General features: G+C 71.7%; 26 protein-coding genes. 13 read left to right on the top strand and 13 right to left on the bottom strand.

Annotated elements, in window-relative coordinates:
• Window positions 1–21: 21 nt before the first annotated feature.
• The 5 genes from ACFVFH_RS05315 to ACFVFH_RS05335 all read right to left on the bottom strand — a co-directional run bounded on the left by ACFVFH_RS05315 (window position 22) and on the right by ACFVFH_RS05335 (window position 6,375).
• A complete protein-coding gene (locus ACFVFH_RS05315; RefSeq protein WP_383763747.1) occupies window positions 22–642 on the bottom strand; it encodes a Uma2 family endonuclease in 621 nt (206 codons plus the stop codon).
• A 120-nt stretch (window positions 643–762) separates the two neighbouring features.
• A complete protein-coding gene (locus ACFVFH_RS05320; RefSeq protein ID WP_383763750.1) occupies window positions 763–1,449 on the bottom strand; it encodes a GPP34 family phosphoprotein in 687 nt (228 codons plus the stop codon).
• On the bottom strand, window positions 1,446–2,675 hold the full coding sequence (fahA, locus tag ACFVFH_RS05325; protein WP_383763753.1) for a fumarylacetoacetase: 1,230 nt from the start codon (window positions 2,673–2,675) through the stop codon (window positions 1,446–1,448). Before fahA ends, ACFVFH_RS05320 begins: the two co-directional genes overlap by 4 nt.
• 196 nt (window positions 2,676–2,871) lie before the next feature.
• On the bottom strand, window positions 2,872–4,866 hold the full coding sequence (locus ACFVFH_RS05330) for a CocE/NonD family hydrolase (protein WP_383763756.1): 1,995 nt from the start codon (window positions 4,864–4,866) through the stop codon (window positions 2,872–2,874).
• Between the two features lie 9 nt (window positions 4,867–4,875).
• On the bottom strand, window positions 4,876–6,375 hold the full coding sequence (locus ACFVFH_RS05335; protein WP_383763759.1) for a peptide MFS transporter: 1,500 nt from the start codon (window positions 6,373–6,375) through the stop codon (window positions 4,876–4,878).
• A gap of 156 nt (window positions 6,376–6,531) precedes the next feature.
• Here ACFVFH_RS05335 and ACFVFH_RS05340 point away from each other — a divergent pair, with 156 nt between their 5' ends.
• The 6 genes from ACFVFH_RS05340 to ACFVFH_RS05365 all read left to right on the top strand — a co-directional run bounded on the left by ACFVFH_RS05340 (window position 6,532) and on the right by ACFVFH_RS05365 (window position 12,574).
• Entirely contained in the window at window positions 6,532–7,542 is a 1,011-nt protein-coding gene (locus ACFVFH_RS05340) for a polyprenyl synthetase family protein (protein WP_383763762.1), read from the top strand.
• Window positions 7,543–7,760: 218 nt separating this feature from the next.
• The gene (locus tag ACFVFH_RS05345; protein WP_383763764.1) at window positions 7,761–9,008 is read left to right on the top strand and encodes an outer membrane lipoprotein carrier protein LolA; all 1,248 of its coding nucleotides are present in this window, start codon (window positions 7,761–7,763) and stop codon (window positions 9,006–9,008) included.
• Window positions 9,009–9,311: 303 nt separating this feature from the next.
• Complete coding sequence (locus ACFVFH_RS05350; protein WP_383763766.1) at window positions 9,312–10,295, top strand: ATP-binding cassette domain-containing protein; 984 nt, start codon at window positions 9,312–9,314, stop codon at window positions 10,293–10,295.
• Window positions 10,282–11,283: an ABC transporter permease gene (locus ACFVFH_RS05355; RefSeq protein WP_383763768.1), complete on the top strand. Its 1,002-nt coding sequence runs from the start codon at window positions 10,282–10,284 to the stop codon at window positions 11,281–11,283. The genes ACFVFH_RS05350 and ACFVFH_RS05355 overlap by 14 nt, the downstream gene beginning before the upstream one ends.
• A gap of 209 nt (window positions 11,284–11,492) precedes the next feature.
• Complete coding sequence (locus ACFVFH_RS05360; RefSeq protein WP_383763772.1) at window positions 11,493–12,086, top strand: TetR/AcrR family transcriptional regulator; 594 nt, start codon at window positions 11,493–11,495, stop codon at window positions 12,084–12,086.
• Between the two features lie 41 nt (window positions 12,087–12,127).
• Window positions 12,128–12,574 carry a hypothetical protein gene (locus ACFVFH_RS05365; protein WP_383763774.1) on the top strand — a complete coding sequence of 149 codons (447 nt, stop codon included), beginning with the start codon at window positions 12,128–12,130 and terminating at the stop codon, window positions 12,572–12,574.
• A gap of 25 nt (window positions 12,575–12,599) precedes the next feature.
• Here ACFVFH_RS05365 and ACFVFH_RS05370 read toward each other — a convergent pair whose 3' ends face one another.
• On the bottom strand, window positions 12,600–13,406 hold the full coding sequence (locus ACFVFH_RS05370) for an HAD family hydrolase (RefSeq protein WP_383763777.1): 807 nt from the start codon (window positions 13,404–13,406) through the stop codon (window positions 12,600–12,602).
• A gap of 291 nt (window positions 13,407–13,697) precedes the next feature.
• Here ACFVFH_RS05370 and ACFVFH_RS05375 point away from each other — a divergent pair, with 291 nt between their 5' ends.
• Window positions 13,698–14,453 (top strand): nitroreductase family deazaflavin-dependent oxidoreductase, encoded by a 756-nt coding sequence (locus tag ACFVFH_RS05375; RefSeq protein WP_383763779.1) that lies wholly within the window; start codon window positions 13,698–13,700, stop codon window positions 14,451–14,453.
• Entirely contained in the window at window positions 14,450–15,442 is a 993-nt protein-coding gene (locus ACFVFH_RS05380; RefSeq protein WP_383763781.1) for a hypothetical protein, read from the top strand. The genes ACFVFH_RS05375 and ACFVFH_RS05380 overlap by 4 nt, the downstream gene beginning before the upstream one ends.
• Before the next feature lie 21 nt (window positions 15,443–15,463).
• Here the strand turns inward: ACFVFH_RS05380 and ACFVFH_RS05385 are convergent, their stop codons facing one another.
• The 3 genes from ACFVFH_RS05385 to ACFVFH_RS05395 form a co-directional block, all read right to left on the bottom strand.
• Window positions 15,464–15,772 (bottom strand): hypothetical protein, encoded by a 309-nt coding sequence (locus ACFVFH_RS05385; protein WP_383763783.1) that lies wholly within the window; start codon window positions 15,770–15,772, stop codon window positions 15,464–15,466.
• A 464-nt stretch (window positions 15,773–16,236) separates the two neighbouring features.
• A complete protein-coding gene (locus ACFVFH_RS05390) occupies window positions 16,237–16,446 on the bottom strand; it encodes a DUF397 domain-containing protein (protein ID WP_383763785.1) in 210 nt (69 codons plus the stop codon).
• Window positions 16,443–17,282 (bottom strand): helix-turn-helix domain-containing protein, encoded by an 840-nt coding sequence (locus ACFVFH_RS05395; RefSeq protein ID WP_383763788.1) that lies wholly within the window; start codon window positions 17,280–17,282, stop codon window positions 16,443–16,445. Before ACFVFH_RS05395 ends, ACFVFH_RS05390 begins: the two co-directional genes overlap by 4 nt.
• Before the next feature lie 94 nt (window positions 17,283–17,376).
• Between ACFVFH_RS05395 and ACFVFH_RS05400 the strand changes: the two genes are divergently transcribed.
• The 4 genes from ACFVFH_RS05400 to ACFVFH_RS05415 all read left to right on the top strand — a co-directional run bounded on the left by ACFVFH_RS05400 (window position 17,377) and on the right by ACFVFH_RS05415 (window position 19,353).
• The gene (locus ACFVFH_RS05400; RefSeq protein WP_383763790.1) at window positions 17,377–17,637 is read left to right on the top strand and encodes a hypothetical protein; all 261 of its coding nucleotides are present in this window, start codon (window positions 17,377–17,379) and stop codon (window positions 17,635–17,637) included.
• On the top strand, window positions 17,634–17,894 hold the full coding sequence (locus tag ACFVFH_RS05405; RefSeq protein WP_383763793.1) for a hypothetical protein: 261 nt from the start codon (window positions 17,634–17,636) through the stop codon (window positions 17,892–17,894). The genes ACFVFH_RS05400 and ACFVFH_RS05405 overlap by 4 nt, the downstream gene beginning before the upstream one ends.
• A complete protein-coding gene (locus ACFVFH_RS05410) occupies window positions 17,891–18,307 on the top strand; it encodes a hypothetical protein (protein WP_383763795.1) in 417 nt (138 codons plus the stop codon). The genes ACFVFH_RS05405 and ACFVFH_RS05410 overlap by 4 nt, the downstream gene beginning before the upstream one ends.
• 71 nt (window positions 18,308–18,378) lie before the next feature.
• Window positions 18,379–19,353: an SGNH/GDSL hydrolase family protein gene (locus ACFVFH_RS05415; protein ID WP_383763798.1), complete on the top strand. Its 975-nt coding sequence runs from the start codon at window positions 18,379–18,381 to the stop codon at window positions 19,351–19,353.
• Between the two features lie 125 nt (window positions 19,354–19,478).
• Here the strand turns inward: ACFVFH_RS05415 and ACFVFH_RS05420 are convergent, their stop codons facing one another.
• From ACFVFH_RS05420 to ACFVFH_RS05430, 3 genes are all read right to left on the bottom strand, one after another.
• A complete protein-coding gene (locus ACFVFH_RS05420; RefSeq protein WP_383763800.1) occupies window positions 19,479–21,050 on the bottom strand; it encodes an FAD-dependent monooxygenase in 1,572 nt (523 codons plus the stop codon).
• 69 nt (window positions 21,051–21,119) lie between these two features.
• A complete protein-coding gene (gene rarD / locus ACFVFH_RS05425) occupies window positions 21,120–22,097 on the bottom strand; it encodes an EamA family transporter RarD (RefSeq protein WP_383763803.1) in 978 nt (325 codons plus the stop codon).
• 119 nt (window positions 22,098–22,216) lie between these two features.
• Window positions 22,217–23,077, bottom strand: coding sequence for an SDR family oxidoreductase (locus ACFVFH_RS05430; RefSeq protein ID WP_383763805.1), 861 nt, complete (start codon window positions 23,075–23,077; stop codon window positions 22,217–22,219).
• A gap of 153 nt (window positions 23,078–23,230) precedes the next feature.
• Here ACFVFH_RS05430 and ACFVFH_RS05435 point away from each other — a divergent pair, with 153 nt between their 5' ends.
• Entirely contained in the window at window positions 23,231–23,590 is a 360-nt protein-coding gene (locus tag ACFVFH_RS05435) for a winged helix-turn-helix transcriptional regulator (RefSeq protein ID WP_383765540.1), read from the top strand.
• A gap of 49 nt (window positions 23,591–23,639) precedes the next feature.
• Here the strand turns inward: ACFVFH_RS05435 and ACFVFH_RS05440 are convergent, their stop codons facing one another.
• On the bottom strand, window positions 23,640–25,595 hold the full coding sequence (locus ACFVFH_RS05440) for an APC family permease (protein WP_383763808.1): 1,956 nt from the start codon (window positions 25,593–25,595) through the stop codon (window positions 23,640–23,642).
• Window positions 25,596–25,610: the final 15 nt, after the last annotated feature.

Genomic DNA, 25,610 nt, shown 5'->3' on the forward strand with positions numbered 1-25,610 from the left:
GGGGCCGGGCGGCGGACGGACCTACCGCGGGTCCGCCGCCCGGCGGCGGGTGGTGATCGCGGTGAGATCCAGATCGACCGGGAAGGGGACGGAGACCTTCATCCGGTCGTGGAAGATCCCGGTGGAGGTGTAGGCCCCGGTCGACGGCTCCAGCTCGAAGACGTAGACCACCGCCCGGCCGTCGTGGTTCTCCACCCGCCAGTAGTGGGGGATCTTCGCCCGCGCGTACTTCACGGGCTTGGTCTCCCGGTCCCGGTTCAGGGATTCCGGGCAAACGACCTCGATGGCCAGCTGTACGGACTCGGCAGGGAAGCGGGTCCGGCTCGGATCGTGGACGATCTCGCCGTCCACGACGATCACGTCGGGTTCGGGCCGGTTGTAGCGGTCGATGTCGATGGTGAACTCGCGCACGACTTCAAGGTCATGCGGCACCAGCGACTGCAACTGCCAATTGAAGAAGTCGACCGTTCGCAGATGGAACAGGGGCTGCGGACCCACGAAAACAAGGCTCCCGTCGATCAGCTCCGTGTGCGGAGGCAGATTGGGGAGTGTGTCCAGGTCATCGGCGGTCCAGCCGCCCACGGGCGGAACCGCCCACCGCGGCTCGGGGGCCTCGGGTCCGACGCTCGTCAGTGCTCCCATGACGCGGAGTCTCGCGGGACTTTCCAGCGTATCCGCCGGGAACGGGGCATGGCTCCCCCGAACGTGTGAACGCCTCGCGCACCGCTGACCAGCGTGTTCCCCGGGGCCGGTCCGCCTCGGTCAGTCGCCCCCGGAGGACCCGCCCCCGCCGCTGAGGTGGCTTCCGCGTCTGCGGTTCGCCCGGTCCTGGCGGACGTTCCGGTGCACCGCGTGCGCGGTCCACTCCTCGTCCACCAGGCCCTGCATCGTCCAACGGCTCCGCAGGCCGCCCCGGGCCACCGCGCCCGAGAGGCCGACCGCCGAGACCAGGGCGGCCAGGGTCCGGCCGCGCGGATCCGGGAAACCGGCCGCCTCGGCGGCCGCGAAGCGGTCGCGGACGGCGAGCGACAGGGCCGGGTCCGCGGCGGGGTGCCGGTGGTACGGCAGCAGGCCGAGGAAGCGGTGGGTCTCCTTGCGCAGGACCGAGCGGCGCACCAGGTGTTCCAGGCACAGCTCCTGGACGTACCGGCCGGTCTGCCGGACCCACCGCCGGGTGTCGGCGTCGCCCGGGTACCGGCCCGCGCCCGGGGCCGACAGGCTCCCCAGGACCTGGGCGAGGAACGGGTCCGGCGGAGCGAGCGGGTCCAGCACCCGTATCCGGCCGCCCTCTCCGGTGACCCGGCCCTGGAGCTCCAGCTCCCGCAGGACCGCGCCCGCCGTCCCGTACTCCAGGGAACGGCCGGAGCAGCAGGGACTGCCGCGCCGCGGGTCCAGCGCGAGCAGCAGCAGTTCCTCGGGGAGCGTGAGCTCCGGGACGGGCGCGGTCATGCGGAGGGCACGATCCGTCCGGTGACCTCGCCGAGGCCGACCCGGGTGTTGTCCGGGCCCGGGGCCCAGGCGGTCATCGTCACCGTGTCGCCGTCCTCCAGGAAGGTGCGCTTGCCGTCCGGGAGGTCCAGCGGCTCGCTGCCGTTCCAGGTCAGCTCCAGGAGCGAGCCGCGCCGGCCGGGTTCGGCTCCGCTGACCGTGCCGGAGCCGTACAGGTCGCCGGTGCGCAGCGACGCGCCGTTCACCGTCATCTGGGCCAGCATCTGGGCCGCCGTCCAGTACATCGTGGCGAACGGCGGCTCGGCGACCACCTGTCCGTTGATCGCGACGGTGATCCGCAGGTCGAGACCGCCGGCCTCCTCCTCACCGGCGTCCTCCAGATAGGGGAGCAGCGGGAAGTCCCGGGCCGGGGGCGCGATCCGCGCGGACTCCAGGGCCTCCAGCGGCGTCACCCACGCCGATACGGAGGTGGCGAAGGACTTGCCGAGGAACGGGCCGAGCGGGACGTACTCCCAGGCCTGGATGTCCCGTGCCGACCAGTCGTTGAGCAGGCAGAGCCCGAAGACATGGTCGCGGAAGGCGCTGAGCGGGACCGGGCGGCCCTGTTCGGAGCCCACGCCGACGACGAAGCCGACCTCGGCCTCGATGTCCAGCTTGACGGAGGGGCCGAAGACCGGGGCCGGATCGGTGGGCGCCTTGCGCTGGCCCGACGGGCGCACCACGTCGGTGCCCGAGACGACGACCGTGCCGGACCGGCCGTGGTAGCCGATCGGGAGGTGCTTCCAGTTGGGCGTCAGCGCCTCGGCGTTCGGCCGGAAGATCTTTCCGACGTTGGTGGCGTGGTTCTCGCTCGCGTAGAAGTCGACGTAGTCCGCGACCGCGTACGGCAGATGGAGCGTCACGGCGTCGACGGGGTGCAGCAGCGGTTCGATGTCGGCGCGGTGCGCCGGGACCGTCACCCACGCGGTCAGCGCCCGCCGGACGTCCCGCCAGGCGGTGCGGCCCGCCGAGAGCAGTGCGGTCAGGTCGGGCTGCGCGAGGAGCTGCGCGTAGGGCGAGCCGAGCGCGTGCGCCGCGGCTCCGGCGTCCAGCACGTGGTTGCCGATGCGGACGCCGACCCGGCGGTCCTCGGGGTGGTCGGGGGTGGAGAACACTCCGTAGGGAAGGTTGTGCGGACCGAAGGGGTCGCCCTCGGCCAGATCGAGCGGGCTGCTCTGCTCGGGCATGTGTTGCCGCCTCGCTTTCCAGGTCGCTTGGGGGACACGTTACGTCGGGGCCGCCTGTTCGCGGGAGTGTCCCAACCGCCCCTGATGACCGGAAAGTTCCGCCATGCCCGGGGTGCGCCGGGGCACGGCGGCGAACGGCGGGCCCGGCGGCACCCCGGCGCGTACGCCGGAGCCGCCGGGCCCGGTGCCGGGGCGCTCAGCCGGCCGTGCGGGGGATCCGCTTCTCCCAGGTCCGGTGGAAGACGACCTCGCCGCCCTCCTTGCAGACCACCTCGTCGGAGGTGATGAAGTCGGTGTCGTCCGCGCCGATCTCGGAGCGCGTCTCGATCGTCACGTCCCACGCCATCTCCGGCCGGTGCAGCCGGATCGCCCAGTCGGAGCGGGTGCGTGCGGAGAGCGGGTCGCCCTCCTGGATGGTGTACGTCTCCAGGGCGTCCTCGGTGAACTCCAGGCCGTCCGGGTAGACCCGGGTGCCGCCGTAGCGCGGATCGACCTCCAGCCGCCATTCGCCCTTGGCGACGTCGCGGACCACCAGCCGCTCCGGGCGCTGTTCGTCGAGCGTCACCGGGTACACGACACCGAGCGGTTCCGACTGCTCCGGCTCCTCGAACCGGATCGCGGGGCCCCCGGCGGACCGGCGCACCGGCAGTTCGACGAGGCTGCCGTCGGCGTCCAGGACGAAGCCCGTCGAACCGGCCTGCGGCCAGATCCAGGGCCAGTACGAGGAGGAGACCGCGAGCCGGATCCGGTGGCCGGGCGGGAAGCTGTGCCCGATGCCGTTCAGCTCGAAGGTCACCTCCTCGGTGGCGCCCACCGGCCAGTCCTCGGCGCGGTCGCGGCCGTCGCGGGCGGCGAGGTTGAGCGCGCCCCGGGTGACCAGCGTGGAGGAGCCGTCCGGCGCCACGTCGCAGAGCCGGGCGATGGCCTGGCCGCGCGGCACGTCCATCCGGATCCGCAGCTTCACCCGGGGGCGGCCGAGGATCTCGATCGGGGCGCCCTCGACCGGGAACTCGAAGCAGACCGACTTGGCGTCCTCGTCGCGCTGGTCGGGCGGCAGGTCGGCGTCGTTGCCGAACGGGAAGAAACGCCCGGCGTCCAGCCCGGTCTGCTGCGGCGAGTCGACGATCTGCGGGCCGCCCCCGAGGGCGTACTCGACCGGTGTGACGTCCGGCGACGGCCAGCTGTTCTCCCCCACCCAGCGGCCCGGCAGCGTCTCGTACACCGTGGCGGGCCGGTGCGAGTCGCTGATCCAGGTCCGGAGCAGCGGCTCGGACATCGCACCGGTGTCCTCGTCCTTCAGGTGCTGGTCCCACCAGCGCAGCGTCTCCTGGAGGAAGCCGATCGACGGCCCCGGCGGCAGGCCCCGGTCGGGGTACTGGTGCGACCACGGCCCGATCAGCCCGCGGACCCGGTCCGCCGGCAGGTGCTCGACGAGCCGCAGGACGGTGTCGCGGTACGGGTCGTGCCAGCCGCCCACCGCGAGGACCTTCGCCCGGATCGCGGAGTAGTCCTCGCAGACGCTGCCGTGCTTCCAGTAGTCGTCGCGGGTCTGGTGCGCCAGCCAGGTGTGGATGAAGGGCTGGACGGTCTCCAGCCGCTCCAGCCACATGTCCTTCCAGCCCTCGCCGATCTGCGCCGGGTCCGGCGGCCGGGAGACGAAGGCCAGCATGGTGGCCGCCCAGGCGTGCATGTCGACGCCGAGGACCGAGCCGCCCATGTAGTGGACGTCGTTGTCGTAGCGGTCGTCGGTCGAGCAGACGGTGACGACGGCCTTCAGCGGCTCGGGCGCCAGCGCGGCGATCTGGAGGGAGTTGAAGCCGCCCCACGAGATGCCGAACATGCCGACCCGGCCGGAGCACCACTCCTGCTGTGCGAGCCAGTGGACGACGGCGACCCCGTCGGCCAGCTCCGTCGCGTCGTACTCGTCGCCCGGCAGCCCCTCGCTGTTGCCGTGTCCCCGCACGTCCACCCGGACGGAGGCGTAGCCGTGGCCCGCGTACCAGGGGTGGCGCTGCCAGTCGCGCGGCGCCGTCCAGTCGCTCAGCCGGTAGGGGAGGTACTCCAGCAGCGCGGGCACCGGTTCGTCGGTGACGGGCCGCCAGATCCGGGCGTACAGCCGGGTGCCGTCCGGCAGCGGGATGCGGACGTCCTCATGGGTGGTCTCGTACGGGAAGGTGGTGCGGATGTGCATGGCGGTACCTCAGTGGACGGGGTGCATGGTGCGCTTGAGCCAGGGTGCGGCGGCGATCACGGCCACACCGGCCACCACCGCGATCGCGCCATTGACACCGAAGTAGGCGGGGTTGGAGACCTCGCCGTACAGCTTCACGACTTGGGCCTGGATGCCGTTGGCGAGCGCCAGCGAGAGGAACCAGAGGGCCATCGTCTGGCTGGCGAACGCCTTCGGGGCGAGCTTGGTGGTCGCGGACATGCCGGAGGTCTCCAGCAGGATGTCGCCGAGGCCGAGCAGCAGGTACGAGCCGACGATCCACCAGGCGGCCATCCTGTAGGTGTCGCCGGTGTGCCCCGAGGTCGGCACCACCATCAGCAGGAACGACAGTCCGCCGAGGATCACCCCGATCGCGATCTTGTTGGAGGCATGCGGCTGGCGCGGGCCCATCCGGGCCCAGACGGCGGCGACCACCGGGGCGAGCGCGACCTCGAAGGCGCCGAGCGCGGAGGCGTACCAGCTCGCCGGGAAGTGGAAGCCGAGGATCTCGGTACGGGCGTTGGTCGACGCGAGCAGCATCATCGTCGAGTACGCCTGGAAGAGGATGAAGTTGAAGACGACGGAGGCCAGGAACAGCACCACGTACGGGCGCAGCCTGCCGCGTTCCTCCGAGGTGACCCGGGGGCTGCGGAACATCACCACGAAGTAGACGACCGGCGCGATCACCGAGATCAGGGTGAGCAGGTCGACGAAGCGGTCCATGGTCAGCAGGCCCGCCAGGGCGAGCGCGGTGGCGACGGCGGCGACCACGACGGCCCCGGCCACGATCAGCCGGACGGCGCGGCGCATGGGTGCCGGTGCCAGCGCGAATTCCGCGCTGTGCTTTCGCCCGGCCAGGTGACGCCGGCCCAGGACGTACTGGATCAGGCCGAGGGTCATGCCGAAGGCGGCGGCCGAGAAGCCCCAGTGCCAGCTCGCGTGGTCCCCGAGCCAGCCGGTGACCAGCGGGCCGAGGAACGCCCCGATGTTGATGCCCATGTAATAGAGGGCGAAGCCCGCGTCGCGGCGCTGGTCCTCGGTGCGGTAGAGCTTGCCGACCATGGTCGCCACATTGGGCTTGAGCAGACCGGTCCCGGCGCTGATCAGACCGAGGCCGACCCAGGTCATGGTGTCGGTGGGCACCGCCATGGCGTAATGCCCGCAGGCGATGAGGATTCCGCCGTACAGGACCGCGCGGTAGGAGCCGAGGATCCGGTCGGCGAGCCAGCCCCCGGCCACGGAGACCAGGTAGACGAGGGTGCCGTAGGCGGCCGAGACCGACGCCGCGGTCCCCGCCTCCATGCCCATCCCGCCATGGGCGACCGTGTCCGCGAAGTAGAGGACAAGGATCGCCTGCATGCCCAGGAACGAGAAGCGTTCCCAGACCTCCAGGCCGGACAGGGTCATCAGCCCGCGTGGCTGGCCGAAAAAGGCATGGTCGTCTTCGGGCGGCGGCTGACTCGGTGCGGTGTCGGTGGCCGTGTGGGACAAAGGGAGAACTCCTGATCGTATGAGCTGATCCCGAACATACCGGCGGTGGCGGGAAGGCGCCCACGGCGATCCAAAGGGGACCGGATACGCTGACTTGAGTGATGACAGCGACACATCGACATTCCGTGTGATCGTCAGTAGACAGGAGACCCCCTCGTGACCGTCGTCGAGCCGTTCGGGCTGAGCGCGCGGGACCAGGCGCTTGAGGCCGATGTCCAGGCCGGGCTGGCTGCTGTCGAGTCCGGGCTGCTCGATGCCACCAAGAGCGGCGTGCCCTTCATCACGGAGGCCGCGCAGCATCTCGTACGCGCCGGGGGCAAGCGTTTCCGGCCGCTGCTGGCGATGCTGGCCGCCCAGTTCGGCGATCCGGACGCGCCGGGCGTGGTGCCCGCCGCCGTGGTCGTCGAGCTGACCCACCTCGCGACGCTCTACCACGACGACGTGATGGACGAGGCGGACGTGCGCCGCGGCGTGGACAGCGCCAACAGCCGCTGGGGCAACTCGGTGGCCGTGCTGACCGGGGACTTCGTCTTCGCCCGCGCCTCGCACATACTGGCCGACCTCGGCCCGGAGGCCGTGCGCATCCAGGCGGAGGCGTTCGAGCGGCTGGTCACCGGCCAGATCCTGGAGACCGCGGGGCCGGCCGAGGGCGTCGCCCCGGTCGAGCACTACCTGGAGGTGCTGCGCGGCAAGACCGGCTCGCTGGTCGCCGTGGCGTGCCGGTTCGGCGCGATGATGGCCGGTGCCGACGAGACCGCGGTCGACATCCTCACCCAGTACGGGGAGCGGCTCGGCGTCGCCTTCCAGCTCGCCGACGACGTACTCGACATCGCCTCCGACTCCCACGAGTCCGGCAAGACCCCGGGCACCGACCTGCGCGAGGGCATCCCGACGCTTCCCGTGCTCCATCTGCGGGCGCAGGCGGCGGCCGAGAAGAAGCCCGAGGACCTGGAGCTCGTCGAACTGCTCGACGGCGACCTCAGCGACGACGCCCGGCACGCCGAGGCGCTGCGCAGGCTGCGCGCCCACCCTGCGCTGGAGCAGGCCAGGCGGGACACCGTGCGGTACGCCCAGGAGGCGAGCGCCACGCTGGCGCCGCTGCCCGAGGGCTATGCGAAGGCCGCGCTGCGGGAGCTGTGCGACGCGGTGGTGCACCGCGCGGGCTGACCCCTCGTGCGGGCTTCCCCCTACTGGACGGGGCGGCGATCGCCGTACGGTGTCATACCGAAGAGGTACGCGGAGTTGCTCCCGGGGGCTGACGCTTCCGTGCCGCAGGTTTGGTCGGATGGAGAACATCCACTCCTGACCACACCAGGTGAGCATGGCGGCGCGGAGTGGACGAGTGCAACCGGACGGAAGCCGCCGACCACGGAGGTAGGGCACACATGGCACCGAACGACAGCGCAGGGACCAGCGGCGGGACCAGGGGCACCGCCGCGGGCCGCCGCAAGGCGGCGCGCTACTTCGTCCCGGTCGCGGTGGCGGGGGTGGCGGCCGCGACGATCGGGCTGGTCCCGGCACTCGCGAGTTCCGGAGACCCCGATCTGCCGAAGATCAGCGCACAGGAGCTCATCGAGAAGATCGCCGCGTCCGACACCGAGCAGCTCTCCGGCACGGTGAGGATCAGCACGGACCTCGGCCTCCCCTCGCTCGGCGGACTGGCCGAGTCCTTCGCCTCCGGTGCCGCCGGCGGCAAGGGCGGTTCGAGCGCCGACCCGCAGGAGCGGATGACGGAGCTGGCCTCCGGCACGCACACCCTCCGGGTGGCCGCCGACGGCCCCGACAAGCAGCGGGTGTCGATCCTGGACGACGCCGCCGAGTACAGCCTGATCCGCAACGGCGACCAGCTCTGGGCGTACGACAGCGAGTCCGACGAGGCGTACCACGCCACCGAGGGCGCCGGCCGGGACGCGGGGAAGAAGCCCGCGCACCCGGTTCCCGAGGGCGTGCCGACCACCCCGAAGGCGTTCGCCGAGCAGGTGCTGGCGGCCGCCGGACCCACCACGTCGGTGACGGTCGACGGCACCGCGCAGGTCGCCGGACGCGACGCGTACAAGCTGGTCGTCAAGCCGAAGCAGAGCGGTTCCACGATCGGTTCGGCCACGATCGCGGTCGACGCGGAGAACGGCGTGCCGCTGAAGTTCACGCTGCTGCCGAGCGCCGGTGGCAAGGCCATCGTGGACGCCGGATTCACCAAGGTCGACTTCTCGGAGCCGGACGCCTCCTCGTTCACCTTCACCCCGCCCAAGGGCACCTCGGTGACCGAGGCCGACGACGCGAAGGCGCGGCACGGGGCCGACAAGGGCCTCGGCGAGTTCCTCCCGGGCGCGGAGGGGCTGGGCGCCGGTGGCCGGGGCGCCGAGGACACCAGGGTCATCGGCGAGGGCTGGGGCGCCATCGCCGAGATCACCACCCCGGGCGCCGCCGCGCTCCCCTCGAAGGGATCGGACGACGTCCCGGCCGAGGCCCAGCAGTTCCTGGACGCGCTGGGCGACAAGGTCTCCGGGAAGTTCGGCTCGGGCACGGTCTTCAAGACCCGCGTGGTCAACGCCCTGATGACGGACAACGGCAAGGTGTACATCGGCGCGGTCACCAAGGACGCGCTGGTCAAGGCGGCGAACGACGCCTCCTGACGCCGCGGGGCGCAGCGCGCGTCCCGGACCGTGTGTCCTGGACCGCGTGCCCCGCACCGCTCAGCCGCCCCGCCGTACGCTCCGTACGGCGGGGCGGTCCGCCTGCGGGCCTGCCGCCGGACCGCTCTCCGCCGCACGGCGCCGGGCACACGCGCCGCGGCGGCGCCTGCCACGGGGCACCCGGCCGTGTCCGGGCGCGCGCACGCGCCGGACGCCGCAGGGCCGCCCTTCGGACGGCGACAGTTCGACGGCAGGCCCTCGTCCGTCCCGCGGACGGGCGCTGCGCGACCCATGGGAGTACGCATGACAGAGTCCGGGACCGCCGCAGGTCCGGCACCGGTCACCGAGCCGGGGGCCGTGATCGAGACCCGGGGCCTGACCAAGCGGTACCGAGGCGGCCAGCTCGCCGTCGACGGCCTCGATCTCGACGTCCCCGCCGGGAGCATCTTCGGGTTCCTGGGCCCCAACGGCTCCGGCAAGACCACCACCATCCGGATGCTGATGGGCCTGATCGAGCCGACGTCCGGCACCGCGCGACTCCTCGGCCACCCCGTGCCGGGCGCGGCCCGCACCGTGCTCCCGCAGGTCGGCGCCCTGATCGAGGGGCCCGCGCTGTACGGCTTCCTGAGCGGCCGGGACAATCTGCTGCGCTACGACTCCGCCGACCCCACCGCCGACCCCCGGACCCGCCGGGCCCGGGTGGGACAGGCCCTGGACCGGGTCGGTCTCGCCGCGGCGGCCGGGAAGAAGGCCAGGGCCTACTCGCTCGGCATGAAGCAGCGCCTCGGCCTCGCCGCCGCCCTGCTCCAGCCGCGCCGCCTGCTCGTCCTCGACGAGCCGACCAACGGACTGGACCCGCAGGGCATGCGGGAGATCCGCGCCCTGGTCAGGGAGCTGGCGGCGGACGGCACCACCGTCTTCCTCTCCTCGCACCTCCTCGACGAGATCGAGCAGGTCTGCACACACGCCGCGGTGATGGCCGGGGGGCGGCTGATCACCCAGGGTCCGGTCGCCGGACTGGCGGCGGGCGCCCGCGGCCGACTGACCGTCACCACCCCCGACCCGGGCGAAGCCGCCCGGGTCCTCGGCGAACGGGGCGTCACCGGGATCGCGGTCGACGGCGACCGGGTGAGCGCCGAGGCCCCGCCGGACGGCGTCGAACTCGCCGACCTCAGCGCCGCGCTGGTGCACGCCGGCGTACGCCTGAGGTCCTTCGGTGTCCAGCGGGCCTCGCTGGAGGACGCCTTCGTCGCACTCACCGGGGAGGGTTTCGATGTCACGGGCTGACGAATCGGGAGCGGGAACGGGAACGGGGACGGGGACAGGAACGGAAGCGGGAGCAGGCGTGGGTGTGGGCGCGGGACCGGGGAAGGAGTCAGGACCGGGACGAGGGCCGGAGCCGGAGCCGGAGCCGGGGACAGGAAGGGCGCCGAACCCGCTCCGGAGCCTCGGGATCCTCCGCTCCGAGCTGACCACCACCCTCCGCCGCTGGCGTACCCTCGCGCTGCTCGGTGTCCTGGCCGCCGTGCCCGTACTGATCGGCATCGCGGTGCGGATCGAGACCGGCCACGGCTCCTCGCCCGGACCGGGCGGCGGCGAGGGGGGCCCGGCGTTCCTCTCCCAGGTCACCAACAACGGCCTCTTCCTGGTCTTCGCGGCCCTCGCCGTGACGCTCCCGGTCTTCCTGCCGATGGCCGTCGGGGTCGTCGCGGGCGACTCGGTCGCGGGCGAGGCGAGCGCGGGGACGCTGCGCTACCTGCTGGTCGCCCCGGCCGGACGGACCAGGCTGCTGCTGACGAAGTACGCCTCGGTGCTGGCGTTCTGCCTGGTCGCGACCCTGGTGGTGGCTCTCTCCGCGCTCGCCGTGGGCGCGCTGCTCTTTCCCGTGGGCGAGGTCACCACCATCTCGGGGACGCGGATCGGCATCGGCGAGGGGCTGCTGCGGGCCGGGCTGATCGCGGTCGTGGTCGCGGCGTCGCTGACCGGCTTCGCGGCGATCGGCCTGTTCGTCTCGACCCTCACCGGCAGCGGCATCGCGGCCATGGCCGCGACCGTAGGACTGCTGATCACCGTCCAGATCATGGACGGCATCCCGCAGTTGAGCGCGCTGCACCCGTATCTCTTCCCGCACTACTGGATGTCGTACGCGGACCTGCTGCGCGCCCCCGTCTACTGGGACGAGGTGGTCAGGAACCTGAGCCTTCAAGGGGTGTACGCGGCGGTGTTCGGCTCGGCGGCCTGGGCCCGGTTCACGACCAAGGACATCACCGCCTGACGCACGGGGCGCACGGGGCGCAACGGTCCGCCCGTGCCGTCGGCCCGGCGAGCCGTCCCCCGATCGGCTCGTCGCGGCACGAACGGCACGAACGGTGCGAAGTGCGGGAACGATGCGACACGGCACGTTCCGTTTCCGCCTGGGTAATGTTCGGTCTCTGGCGACAGGCTGTCAACAACGGAGGTCCCGGCCGCGCTTATGCTCACCGAATGATCACATCGCCGAGTTCACTGCGCCGCAGCGAGAGATCACGGAAAGCGACCCTGGAGGCCGCTCTCGAACTGTGCACGGAGAAGGGGTACGGCCGCGTCACGGTCGAGGCCATCGCGGCCAGAGCGGGCGTCAGCAAGAAGACGATCTACCGCTGGTGGCCGTCGAAGAGCGCGGTGATCCTGGAGGCCTTCACCGAGGCGCTCGTCGGCACGACACCCTTCGCCGACACCGGCGACATCGCCGCCGACCTCCGGGACAACCTGGCGGGCGCGGCGAAGCTCGTCTCCACACCGCCCTACGGCCCCGCGTACGCCGGGATCCTCTCCGAGATGCACCACGACGACGCACTCGCGCAGACGGTACGGGCAAAGCTCGTCGACCCCCGCTGCGACGAGGCGGTCGCCCGTCTGCGCCGGGCCCAGGAGCAGGGGCAGATCCCGCAGGACGCCGACCTCCCGCTGGTCGTGGAGATGCTGTACGCCCCGATGTACTACCGCCTCGTCCTGCGCAAGCCGATGCGGGACGAGGGGGAGATCGCGGCGCTGGTCACGCATGTGCTGCGGGCGATCGGGGTGCCGCCGGAGCCGTGAGGCCGGGGGGACTGTCGGAGGGGCGTGGCAGCATGCGGGGCATGGGAAACCTGTACGACTACTTCAGCGCACCGGACGACCCCACGGCCCTGGCCGCCTTCGGCCAGGGGATCGAGGCGGCCGGTCTCCCGGTGCTCCCGGTCAAGGGCGTGGACCCGTACGTGCAGTTGGGCCGGGCCGAGAGCCTGCTCACCGGCATGCCGTACGACGACGTCACCGTGCTCCCGCGCTTCAACCGGCTGCTCAGCTCCCCCGAGGACGAGTCCCGCTGGCTGGTCACGCTCACGGACGAGCTGCGCGACGCGCTCGCCGCGACGGGATCCGGGGGGTTCACGGCGGTGGCGGAGACCTGGTCGCGAATCGAAGAGTTCGGCGGCGACACCCCGCCCCACGAGCTCGCCGCCTTCCTGGACGCGCTGGCGGACCTGGCCGAGGAGGCGCGGACCCGTCCCGGCCCCCACCGCCTGTACTGCCTGATGTCGCTCTGAGACCGGGCCGGCCCCTGCGGACGGCTCAGCCGAACACCCGCTCCAGCACCTGAGCGACCCCGTCGTCCTCGTTCGACGAGGTCACCTCGTCGGCGGCGGACAGCAGGTGCGGATGGGCGTCGGCCATCGCCACTCCGTACCCGGCCGCCCGGAACATCGGCAGGTCGTTGGGCATGTCCCCGAAGGCGATCGCGGAATCGGCGGCGATGCCGAGGTAGTCGGCGGCCAGCGCGAGCCCGGTCCCCTTGTCGACGCCGTACGGCTGGAGCTCGACCGTGCCGGGGCCGGAGAGCGTCACGGTGGCGAGGTCGCCGACGGCGGCGCGGGCCGCCTCGGCCAGCGCGTCGTCCGTGAGTTCCGGGTGCCGGACGAGCACCTTCAGCACCGGAGCGGACCACAACTCGTGGCGGTTCCGGGTCCGTTGGGCGGGCAGCGCCGGGTGCGGCATCGCGTACCCCGGCTCGATCAGGGTCCGCCCCTCGGGCCCGTCCTGGTCCACGGCCGCGAAGACCGGCCCCACCTGGGCCTCGATCTTGCCGAGCGCGGTGTCGGCCGCCTCCCGGTCCAGGGTCAGGGCGTGCACCAGCCGCCCGGACCCGGCGTCGTACAGCTGGGCCCCCTGCCCGCAGACCGCGGGCCCCCGGTAGTCCAGCGCGGCGAGCAGTCCGCGTATTCCGGGCACGGGCCGCCCCGTGACCACGAGGTGCCGGGAGCCGGCGCGGGCGGCCAGGGCGAGCGCGGCGCGGGTGCGGCGGCTCACGGTGTCGTCGCGGCGCAGCAGGGTGCCGTCCAGGTCGGTGGCGACGAGGGCGTATGCGGGTGGGCTGGACATGGCACAAGACTAGGAGCGTCCGGAACGCGGACGGGGACGCGTTGACAGGCCCCGGCCGGGATGCGTGTAATGAACCCGGTGTCGCGTGACGCCGGCCAAAGAGCAGTGGGCCGGCCGGTGCTCGGGCGAACACCCTTCACCGAGGGGCCCGTCATGAGTTCACACTCCGCGCCCTGCGTCTGACGCAGCCGCGACCTCCGGTCGCCCTTTTCCCCTTCGCATGCCCCGGCACCGTGCACCGTCACGGGCCCGCGCATCGCGCTCGGCCGTTCCCACGGAGACACAGAACGCATGCCCACACCATTCAACACGTCCGTCATCGAGGAGTTCCGCGCCAACGGCGGAAAGGTCGGTGGTCCCTTCGAAGGCGCGGACCTGCTCCTGCTGACCACCACCGGAGCCAGGTCGGGCAAGGAGACCACCACCCCGCTCGCCCTCGTCCGCCGCGGCGACGCGCTGCTGGTCATCGGCTCCAACCTCGGCGCCCCGCACCACCCCGACTGGTACCACAACCTGCTCGCCCACCCCGTGGTCCGGGTGGAGCTCGGCACCCGTACGTTCCAGGCCCTCGCGGTCCCGGCCGAGGGGGCGCGGCGCGAGGAACTCTTCGCGCACGCCGTGCGGGTGGCCCCCGGATACGCCGACTACCAGGCCCGGACCTCCCGGCCCCTCCCGGTCGTGGCCCTGGAACCCGTCGGGCCCGGGGGCCGGGAGGCGCCCCGTGAGATCACCACCCTCGCCGGGAAGCTCATGGAGGTGCACACCTGGCTGAGGGGCCAACTGCTCCTGGTGCGGGCGGAGACGGCCGCCCACTTCGCCGCACGGGCCGCCCACCGGGGCCCCGGCACACCGCCGGCCCCGGGCCTCGGGCTCCGGATCAGACAGCGCTGCCTGGCGTTCTGCCAGGCCCTGCCGACGAATCTCCGACTCAGGTCACTAGGCCGTTTCCTCCGGGATCGACGCTTCGTTGGTCGATGCGTGTCGTCGGCCGAGGCCCGAGGTGAGGGGCCGACGTCGAGAAGACCTGGTGAAAGGCTGAGTACATGATCAAGACGGCGGACCTGACGGAGCGGGCTGTCCGGGAGTTCGTGGAGGCGTTCAACGAGGGGGACAAGGAGACGCTGAGGGCGACAGTCTCCCCGGTGTTCGCCTCCTCGGCCGGGGACCTCGACGATCTGCTGCGGCAGTTCACCGCCTTCGTCCCGGTAAAGGAGCAGAACGGCGGGCTGAGCCTCACCGGTCTGGCCACGCAGACCCGCATGACCGTGCCGGTCAAGTGGTCGTTCACGGTCGAGTACGGGCGCGTGGGACGGCTGGAGATCGAACAGGGCGCCGATATGTCGGGCGCGAACGGGAGAGAGGCCTTGACCGAGTTGCGGGAGCGCATCCCGGCTCGAGCGGCCGAGGCCCTGTTCGCGCGCTCCCATGACGCGGACGGACGCACGCACCCGGCTGGGACCGCTCGGCGTATGCGCCTGGGTGAGCACCTGTTCGTTCACACGTGGACGGTGACGGGGCGCGGCTCCGTCGATTGGGTCATCACCTCGGAGAAGGCCGACGACGACACGTACCGCTCCCTGCGCAGCCCCGCCTCCGGCCACCACGACGACCGGGGCGGGGGCCCGAAACTCGTCAGCAGTGTCTCCTCGCACCTCGGCCTCGCCCTCGGGTGGGACGGCGCGGGCTATCAGAAGGCCACGGTGTCGTTCTGGGCGAAGCCGTACTACTGGGAGGCGGTGAAGTGGAACGCGGAATACCTGAACCTGTCCCACGAGTACATCCCGCAGCTCACCGGGACGCTGACGCTCACCGGCCCCTCGGGCGCCGTTGTGAGCAGCGAGAGCGTCACGGTGAGCGGCGGGAAGGTGCCGTACGAGATGGAGTTCTCGCGGGAGTTCGCGCTCGGCGAGCTGCCCACCGGCACGTACACCCTCACCTTTGCCGACGCGTGGAAGAAGGGGGGCACGTGGGCCAACAAGCGTCATGACCAGGTGCATTTGAAGGACCACGCCCTGGCCTTTGACATCGGCGCCTGAGGGCGCCCACGTACCGCCGGATCAGGGGACGATCACGTGGAAGGGCTGGTCACTCGCGGCACCGTCGACGCCGGTGAGGACCTGGAAGGTGTGGTCGGAGCCGGAGGTGTCCGTGGTCTTCACGTAGATCTCGCTGCCCCAGTGCGCCGAGCGGTTCAGGGTCGCGATCGGGACCGCCCGGCCGAGCGGGATGTCCGCGTCCACGATGATCCGGTAGTCGCCCTTACCCACCTTCTTCACCTCGGTGACGGCCTTGGATCGGACCACCGAACCGTCCTTGTTCACGACGGCCGCCGCCTGCGTGTACGGAGCGAATGCCTTGTCAGCCATGGGAAACCCCTCCTGAAGTGGGAGCCGCGACCCGGAAGCGTGCCGCGGCCCAGCCATCGTGCGGCAGTCCACGAGCCGTGACCGGCTTCGCGGGCCACCTTCCGCCGATCGAGTGGTCTTGCCGCTCCCGCTGTTCGATTCGCGGCGGGTCTCCGTCGAGGCGCTCGCTGAGGCCTCGATCAGTTGAGCCAGCGACACCGGAACGGCGAACCGGCGTTCTTCAGGCGAAACCACATCCCACCGGTGAGAACGCTGGGGTCGTGGTCCCCGCCTCGCCGGGGCTCCCTCGTGCAGGATGTCGCGGCCGAGCATGATCACCAAGCGATCAGGCTCGGAACTAGGGGATCGTCCCGACCGTGGCACCAGGACACCGGGAGCCGGATGCGGTGACAGCGTGACCGAAGAAGCCCCGCCGCGCTCCCGACCCGGGAGTACGGCGGGGCTTTCGCCGCTGCGATGGTTGGTCAGGCGGTGCCGAAGTGCCCGGTCTTCACGCTGGTCACGAAGGCGGTGAACGAGGCGGCGGAGGTGTTCAGCGCCGGGCCGTCCGGGTTCTTGGAGTCGCGGACGGGGACCACGCCGAGCGGAGCGGCGAGGTTGGCGGCGACCTCGATGCAGTTGCCGCCGTTGTTGCTGTACGAGGACTTGTACCAGCGGGGGGATTCGGTCGTCACGGGGTGCCCTTTCGCAACTGGCTGATCATGGCCATGGACGCTGCCGGTGACAGCGCTTCGCCTTGCAGTTGATGGTAGGCCGTCAACATGGGTAATACGGACGCGCTTTCGCGGTCGAGATGTCCCTTGGACTGGGACTCGGCGTAGCAGATCACGGACCGGTCCGAGAGCGTCAGGAGATTGACCGGCAGGTCGAACGTCCGGCGCTCTCCTATCGCGTACGGTGCCACCTGCAGCAGTGTGTTCGGCAGCTCGGCGAACTCCTGCAGCCGTGCCAGCTGGGCATCCATGACGTCGGCCCCGCCGATGGGGCGACGGATGCAGCTCTCGTCCATGGTCACGAACACCATGGGGGGCTTGGGTCGTTCCAGTGTTGCTTGGCGCTCCGCCAGGAACGCGACGCGTTCGGCGGCCTGCTCGGGGGTGATCGCACCCCGCCGTACGGCGCTGTCCGCCAGCACCTGGGCGTACTCCGGTGTCTGGAGCAGACCAGGAATGATCCCGATCTCGTACAGCCGGATCTCCACCGCGCGACCCTCGTAGCCCACGTACTCGGGGAACCCCTGCAACAGCACGCCGTGCCGGATCTCGTTCCACGCGCGCTCGAACGAGTCTGCCGCCCCCTCGGTCCCGAATGCGGCATCGACGGCGACCGAGAATTTACGGGTTGGCGGTTTGCAGCACGTTTCTACACCTGAGATGTGCCTGCCCGAGTAGCCGATCAGTTCACCGAGATCGTCCTGCTTCCAGCCGCGGGCCTCGCGCGAACTGCGAAGCCGGGCTCCGTAGGCCGCTTCCGGGCTTGCGTCGGGGTTTAACTCCTTGCGGTTTACCAACGTATCCTCCGCATCTCGAACGTTGATGACTCCTTCGACCCTAGGCCACGCTGATCCCCCTTGGTAGCGGAATGGTTACGGAGAGGAGCGACTCGTGTGTGCGGTAAATAACCCCCCGAGCGACCAGGAGCCCGCGCAAGTACCGCCCACCGGAACCCTGTTGGTGGACACCGGTCAACGCGACCGGGTGGGGGAGTTCCGTGGGGTGGCCGGTCCGTACTGGTCATTGCGGCCGGTCTGCGGGGGCGCGGAGTGGGAGGTGGAGCCCGTGAACGTGCGGGTGGCAAGCCCTATGGAGCGGTTGCGGGCCGAGAACGCGCGGTGCAACGCCCGGAGCGCGGGGCGCATCCTGTGACCGGGCGCAGGTTCCGCTTCGTCAAGTGGACGCTGCGGCCCGACACCGAGGCCGACGCACCCCGGACCGCTCACCGGTTCCGCTGCGTCACGCTGGACGACCACGACGACGAGTGCGGCGCGTGCTCCGCGGCGTGCGCCGACCCCGGCGAGGCGCAGGGCTGGGCGTTCGGTCACTGGCGGGCCCATCCCGACCACACGAGCTTCGCCGAGACGGTCGAGCGGCCGTGGGTGATGTGGATGGACGGTCCGGCGTGAACGGGCGGGCGGAGCCGGTGGGTTACCGGTGCGAGGTACTCGCCGAGGAGTCTGGGTGCGGCCTCGACGAAACGGCTCGGTACGTCCTCGGTACCTTCCGGACCGTTTCCCCCGTCCTCGCGCTGCGGTGGCTCGGCGGTCAGGCGCTGTGGATCGTGGACCGGCTGGAGCCCGATCCGCGACGCCCGGTGTGGGTGCGGCCGTTCATGCGCTCGTCGGCCGATCCCGCCCTCGGCCACTCCGGGGATCTCCGCGCCTGGTACGAGGACCGCGAGAGCCAACGCGCCGCCCGCGCACACATCAGGACCGGCGCCCCGCTGCTCGTCGTCGTCCCGGACGTGGACCGCACGTACACGCTGTCCGTACGTCCTGCGCCGAGGGCGGACAGGCCATTGCGCAGTAACTTTCCGTAGTAGATCCAGTTCATGTCGTGACTCGCTGTTTCAGGTCGCAGCGTCACCGAAGACGTCTATCTGGAGGACTCATGACAAGCATCCGTACTCGACTGACGGTGCTGGGCTCGGCCGTCGCCCTCGCCGCCTGCGCCCAGGTGCCCGTGCAACTCGCCGGCGCGGGCCCGGCGGTCGCCGCCGGGGCCTACAACTGGGTCGCCCTGGGTGATTCGTACACCGCAGGGGTCATCCCCGCCGCGGGTAACACCTTCGAGATCCCCCGCGACGGCTGCGAGCGCACCGACCGGTCCTACCCGCAGGTCATCGACCGTGACCTCGGAGGGCTCGTCGACCTGACCAACGTCAGCTGCGGCGCCGCCACGATCGATGACGTCACCTTCCGGGCCCAGGAGCCGATCGGGCGCCATCTGCCACCCTTCTCCGAGGACCCCGATTACCCGTTCCCGCCAGTGCCTCCCCAGTCCGAGGCGGTGGGGCCCGGCACCGACGTGATCACGGTCGGCGTGGGCGGCAACACCCTCGGGTTCGCCGACATCCTCCTCCAGTGCCTGCAGTCGGGTACGGGCAGCGGTGGTGTGGGAACCCCCTGCAAGGACGGGCTGGCCGACAGCATTCCCGGCCGCCTGGCCAAGGTGAGCAGCGACTACGACCGGATGCTCACCGTGCTCCACGCGCGTGCCCCGAAGGCAAAGATCCTCGCCGTCGGTTACCCCACGGTCGTCCCCGAGGACACGTCCAAGTGCCGGTACGACGACCTGGAGCAGTTCGGCTCCATCACCCGGGGCGACCTGGACTGGCTGCGCCAGGACGTCATGGAACCCCTCAACAAGGCCATCGAGAAGTCGGCCGGCGCGCACAAGGCCGCCGACTTCGTCGACCTCTACAGCAGCTCCCGGAACCACAGCGTCTGCGACTCCGGCAAGTGGGTGGAGGGCATCCTCGCCAACGCCCACGAGGTGGCCCTCGTGCACCCCAACGCAAGGGGCCACCGAAACGCCGCCGATCACGTCACATCGGCGATCCTGAACGCCATCAGCCCGAGCTGATCCGCACTGCCCTTCCTCGGCCTTCCGGGAACTGGGCCTGTTCCGGATGGAGTCGGGGCACCGTACGGACAGCCCGGCGTCGCGCCGGGCCGCCCGTGCGGCCCCCTCGGCCGGGCTCCCCGCCGTCAGGCCGGGGTGCCCAGGCCGTCGAGGTAGGCGCCGATCGCCCCGCTCTCCGTGGCCGGGGCGATCAGGGCCACGTGGTTGTCGGGGCGGACCAGGACGAGGAGGGCGGTGGCCGGGCCGACGCCGTACGCCGTACGGGCGTGGCCCGCGTCGTCGGTCAGGTCGCGCGGGGCCCCGGCGTCCACGCCGTACGCCCGCACCGTGTCGCCGTACGCCGCCTCCGCCGCGCGCAGCGCCCCGGCCGTGCCGGGGCCGAAGCCCAGGAGGGTGAAGTGCGGGCCCGCGAACGCTTCGAACAGGCGGACCGGCGCGCCCGTCGCGGTGTCGTGGCAGGGGGCGTCGGGGGCGCGGTCGCCCGCCCGGAGGCGGGAGGTGGAGCCGGTGGCGGAGAGGGAGCTCCAGCGGTAGCCGGTGCCGAGGCACGACGTGTCGGCGGAGACGGCCGAATCCAGGCCGCCGCCCGGCCGCCGGATCGCTTCCAGGGTGGCGCGCAGCCGGTCCGCCGTGATGTCCAGGGTCCAGGAGGCCACCGGCAGCCGCTCCTCCTCGTAGGTGTCCAGCAGGCGCTCGCCGGACCGGCCCCCGGCGACCCGGGCGAGCTTCCAGCCCAGGTTGAACGCGTCCTGGATGCCGGTGTTCATGCCCAGCCCGCCGGCCACGGAGTGCACGTGCGCGGCGTCCCCGGCCAGCAGCACGCGGCCCACCCGGTAGCGGTCGGCCATGCGCTCGTTGACCCGGTACGTGGAGAGCAGGGCGGCCTTCGACAGGTGGTCCGCCGGGAGGCGGGTGTGCTTGGCGAACAGGCGGCGGAAGCTCTCCAGGGACGGGGGCACGGGGGCTCCCGCCGCGTCGCGCTCCGGCCCGGCCTGGAACCACCAGCCCGAGCGCGTGCCCGGGATCGGGCACAGCATCACGGCCCCGTCCTCGTCGAACCACTGGTGCCAGACGCCGCGGTCGAGGCCGTCCGCCTCCACGTCCCCGCAGACCATCGTCTGTTCCTCGGAGGTCTGCCCCTCGAACGCGACGCCGAGCATCTTGCGCACCGGGCTGTGGGCGCCGTCGCAGCCCACCGCGTACCGGGCCTCGATGCTCCGGCCGTCGGCGAGGGCGACGGTCACGGACCCGGAGCCCTGGGACAGGCCGACCGCCTCGGAGCCGAGCTCCACGCGCACGCCGTACTCCGCCAGCCGCTCCCGCAGGATCGCCTCCAGCTGCCACTGGGCGATCAGCGCGCCCCGGTCGTACGGGACGTCCGGCGTCGGCCGCGAGGACGCGAACGGGTCGGTCTCGGCGACCGGCAGCCCGTCGCGGTACTTGCGCATGGGCAGCGGCGCCGACCCCGAGGCCAGCACCCGGTCGACGACGCCCAGGTCCTCCAGCACCTCCAGGGAACGGGGGTTGGGGCCCTTGGCCCGCGAGCTGCGCGGGAAGCCAGGGGATTTGTCGATGATCCGGACGCCCACGGAGCGCCGCGCCAGGTCGCAGGCGAGGGTCAGGCCCGTGGGGCCCGAACCGATGATCAGTACGGGCACGGGGGCCGTGGGTGCGGGGGAGTGCGCGGACGCGGGCATGGGGCTCCTCGGTCGTGGGTCCATGGACACCCAGGGAAACGCAACCGAGTTAAAAAAGCAACTGGGTAACTAAATTTGTGCCGAGGGGGCGGGTTCATCGGCCGGCGGATTCGGCCTCGGCGCCCGCCCGGCCGCGCGGTGCGCCTCGCGCACCTGGATCCGGGTGCGCCGTGCCGTCCGGAACGCGTCCCACGTCAGCAGGGCGAGCGCCAGCCACACCAGGGCGAACCCGGCCCACCGCTCCGGCGGCATCTCCTCGTGGAAGTAGAGGATGCCGAGGACGAACTGGAAGACCGGCGCCAGGTACTGGAGCAGACCCAGGGTGGAGAGCGGCACCCGGATCGCCGCCGCCCCGAACAGGATGAGCGGCACCGCCGTGACGAGGCCCGCCGAGGCCAGCAGTGCCGCGTGGCCGACGCCCTCGGAGGTGAACGTCGACTCGCCCCGGGCGCCCAGCCACAGTAGATAGCCGAGCGCGGGCACGAACACCACGGCGGTCTCGGCGGTGAGCGACTCCAGGCCGCCCATGTCGACCTTCTTCTTCATCAGGCCGTAGGTCGCGAAGGAGAACGCCAGGGTCAGCGAGATCCACGGCGGCCGCCCGTAGCCGATCGCCAGCACGAGCACCGCCGCGAAGCCGGTGCCCACCGCGACCCACTGCACGGGGCGCAGCCGTTCGCCGAGGATCAGGACGCCCATGGCTATGGTGACCAGCGGATTGATGAAGTAGCCGAGCGAGGCCTCGACGACATGGCCGTTGTTCACGGACCAGATGTACAGGCCCCAGTTGACCGTGATCGTGGCCGCGGCCACCGAGATCAGACCGAGCTTCCGCGGCTGCCGGACCAGCTCGCCGATCCAGGACCAGCGGCGCAGCACCAGCAGGGTGACGGCCACGAAACCGAGGGACCAGGTCATGCGGTGGGCGAGGATCTCGATCGCGCCGGCCGGTTTCAGCAGCGGCCAGAAGAGCGGGACGAGCCCCCACAGGCCGTAGGCGCTGAAGCCGGACAGGAGTCCCGCCCGCTGTTCGTCGATCCCCTTCACGGGCCCTCCAGGCGTGTCTGCGTCAACTGCACGAAGGTAGCGCCGGAGAGGACCCCATGTCATACCCGTATCGCAATACGGTCATGACATGGGGCCCACGAGGCAGGAGGGAACCGGCGTTACGCGGCGGCCACCGCGGCGGCCACGGTCTCGGCGAGCGGAGTCGTCGGGCGGCCGATCAGCCGGGCCAGATCGCCGGTCGTGGTGGCGAGGCGGCCGCGCCCGATCGCCTCGTCGACATCGACGAGGATCTCCGCGAAGAACTCGGGCACACCGGCTCCGACCAGGATCTCCTGGTGCGTGGCGGCGGGGACGTTCCGGTACGCGATCTCCTTGCCGGTGGCCTTCGCGATCTCCGCCGCGTACTCCGCCAGCGACCAGGCGACATCGCCGCTCAGCTCGTAGGCCGCGCCGATGTGGCCCTCGCCGGTGAGCACGGCGGCGGCCGCGGCGGCGTAGTCGGCGCGGGTGGCGGAGGCGACCCGGCCGTCGCCCGCGTTGGCGACGACGGCGCCGTGCGCCAGGACCGGGGCGAGGTTGGCCGTGTAGTTCTCGGTGTACCAGCCGTTGCGCAGGAAGGTGTGGGGCAGGCCGGAGTCGAGGATCAGCTGCTCGGTGGCCCTGTGCTCGTCGGCCAGCCGGAAGTCGGCGTCGGGGCCGCCCAGGATGCCGGTGTACGCGAGCTGGGCGACTCCCGCCGCCTTCGCCGCGTCGATGACCGCGGTGTGCTGCGGTACGCGCCGGCCGACCTCGCTGCCGGAGACGAGCAGGACCCGGTCGCCCGCCCGGAAGGCGTCCTTGAGGGACTCCGGCCGGTCGTAGTCCGCGACGCGCAGCTCCACGCCCCGGGCGGCGAGCGGGGCGGCCTTCTCCGCGTCCCGCACGACGGCGGCGATCCCGCTCGCGGGCACGGTGGCCAGCAGCTCCTCGACGACGAGACGGCCGAGGGCTCCGGTGGCTCCGGTGACGACGATGCTCATGGGGGTTTCTCCTTCTGGGTGGCTCTTGTCCGTGTTCGGGCCGGTACCACTCACCGTACGGGGTGCACTATCCAAAAGAAAGTACCCACTTCGAAGTAAGGTACTGGTGTGAAGGTGAGCGACCTGGGCCCGTGGCCCGATGCGAACGGGCAGATGTGCCCCTCCCGGCTGGTGCTCGAACACGTCACCAGCCGCTGGGGCGTCCTGATCCTGATCGCGCTGCTGGAGCGCTCGTACCGCTTCAGCGAACTCCGCCGCGAGGTGGGCGGCGTCAGCGAGAAGATGCTGGCCCAGACCCTCCAGACGCTGGAGCGCGACGGTCTCGTGCACCGGGACGCCAAGCCGGTGATCCCGCCGCGGGTCGACTACTCGCTCACCGGCCTGGGCCGGGAGGCCGCCGAGCAGGTGCGCGCGCTGGGCCGCTGGACAGAGGACCGCCTGAGCGCGGTGCAGGCGGCGCGGGCGGCGTACGACGAACGGAAGGCGCGCACCCCGCAGGGGCGGCCCGGCTGAGGCGCACGCCCCGCGCGGCCGGTTCCGTCGAGGCGCACGCCCCGCGCGGTCAGTCCGGCTCCGGCGCACGTCCCTCCTCCAGCGTGCGCAGCGCGCGCGACACGTCGAACGGCAGGATCGTCACCGCCACGTGCGGGAGCTGCCCCAGCGCCTTCGCCATCTGCTCGCCGGTGCCCCGGTGCAGCATCTTCCCGAGCACATTGGTGTACATCCGCCGCGGCACCAGCACCGTCAGCGAGGTCCGGCCGTCCTCCGTGGTCCGGGTGGCGAGCTCCTTCATCGCGTGGCGCAGCCGCCGGTCCGGGCACGCGACCAGCTCCAGGGGGACGGAGGTGGCGGCCGTCGCCTCCCACCGGGCGGCCAGCCGTCTGCCGTACGCCTCGTCGATCGCGAAGTGCACGGCCCGGATCTCGTCCGGGCGCAGCTCGTGCGCGTACCGCAGCGCCTTCAGCGTCGCCAGGTCCAGCGACTCGACGAGGACGAACACCCGGTGGCGCAGGTCCCGGGGCCGGTCGGCGCCCGGTGCCTGGATGCTCTGGAGCACCGCGGCCTCGCGCCGGTACTCGCGGTTGATCCGGATCAGCGCCCACACCCCGAGCGGGAAGATCACCACGACCAGCCAGGCGCCCTCGGTGAACTTGGTGACTGCGAAGATCAGCACGACGGCGGCCGAGATCACCGCGGCCAGCCCGTTGACCCCGATCTTGAGTCGGCGGTGCGGCTCCCGGCGCCGCAGGTGGTACGCGGTGAGACCGGCCCCGGCCATGGTGAAGGCGGTGAACACGCCGATCGCGTACAGCGCCACCAGCTTGTCCACACTGGCCCCGGTCACCACCAGCAGCGCCAGCGAGACCACGGCCAGCGCGATGATGCCGTTGGAGAACGCGAGCCGGTGCCCGCGCCGGGTCAGCAGCCGCGGCAGGAAGCGGTCCTCGGCCACGAAACTGGCCAGGAACGGGAAGCCGGTGAACGGCGTGTTGGCACCGGTGTAGAGGACCAGGGCGGTCGCCAGCTGCACGAAGACCAGCCCGGCCGTCCCGAGCGGCCCGCCGCCGAAGGCGAGATGGGCCTCCTGCGCGATGACCGTCGGAGTGCCGTCGGTGTACGGGACGGCATGGGTGAAGTGCGCCAGTGTGGAGACGCCGAGGACCAGCACGCCGAGCACACAGCTCATCGTGATCAGGGTGCGCCGGGCGTTGCGGCCCTGCGGTTCGCGGAAGGCGGAGATGCCGTTGGAGATCGCTTCGAGGCCGGTGAGCGAGGAGCCTCCGTTGGCGAACGAGCGCAGCACGATGAAGAGCGAGGCGCCGTAGAGCCAGCCCTCGCCCGGGGTGCCGAGCGGTACGACGCCGTCGGCGTGCAGATCGGCGTGCGGCAGCTCGCCCACGAGCCCGCGCACCGCTGCGGCGACGAGGACGAGACCGATGGCGGCCATGAAGAGATAGGCGGGCAGCGCGAAGGCCCGGCCCGCCTCGCGGATGCCGCGCAGATTCCCGTAGGCGAGCAGCACGATGACGCCGATGGAGACCGGGAGCTGGAGGTGGTCGAGGCCGGTGAAGTCGCCGCCGACCAGATGGGCAAGGGAGATCAGGGCGTTGGTGCCCGCCGAGACCTGGACGGCGACGGTGACGATGTAGTCGACGAGCAGGGCCACGGCGGCGATCTGCGCGATGTCCGGCCCGAAGTTCTCCCGCGCGACGACATAGGAGCCGCCGGCCCGGGTGTAGATCATGACGACATCGCTGTAACAGAGCGTCAGCAGCAGCAGGACCAGCAGGATCGCGCCGGTCACCGGCATCAGCAGGGTGAACGCCGCGGCCCCGACGACGGGCACGAGGACCCGGAGCATCTCCTCGGAGCCGTACGCGGACGAACTGATGCAGTCGGAGGCGAGCACACCGAGCGCCGTCCGGTTGTTCAGCTTCTCCTCGCTGATGCGCTCGGTGGTGAGCGGCTTGCCGAGCAGATGCCGCTTGACGCGGTACACGGGACGGTCGAGGGTCATGGCCACATCGTGCGC

Source organism: Streptomyces sp. NPDC057697, from assembly GCF_042799335.1.
Classification (GTDB): domain Bacteria; phylum Actinomycetota; class Actinomycetes; order Streptomycetales; family Streptomycetaceae; genus Streptomyces.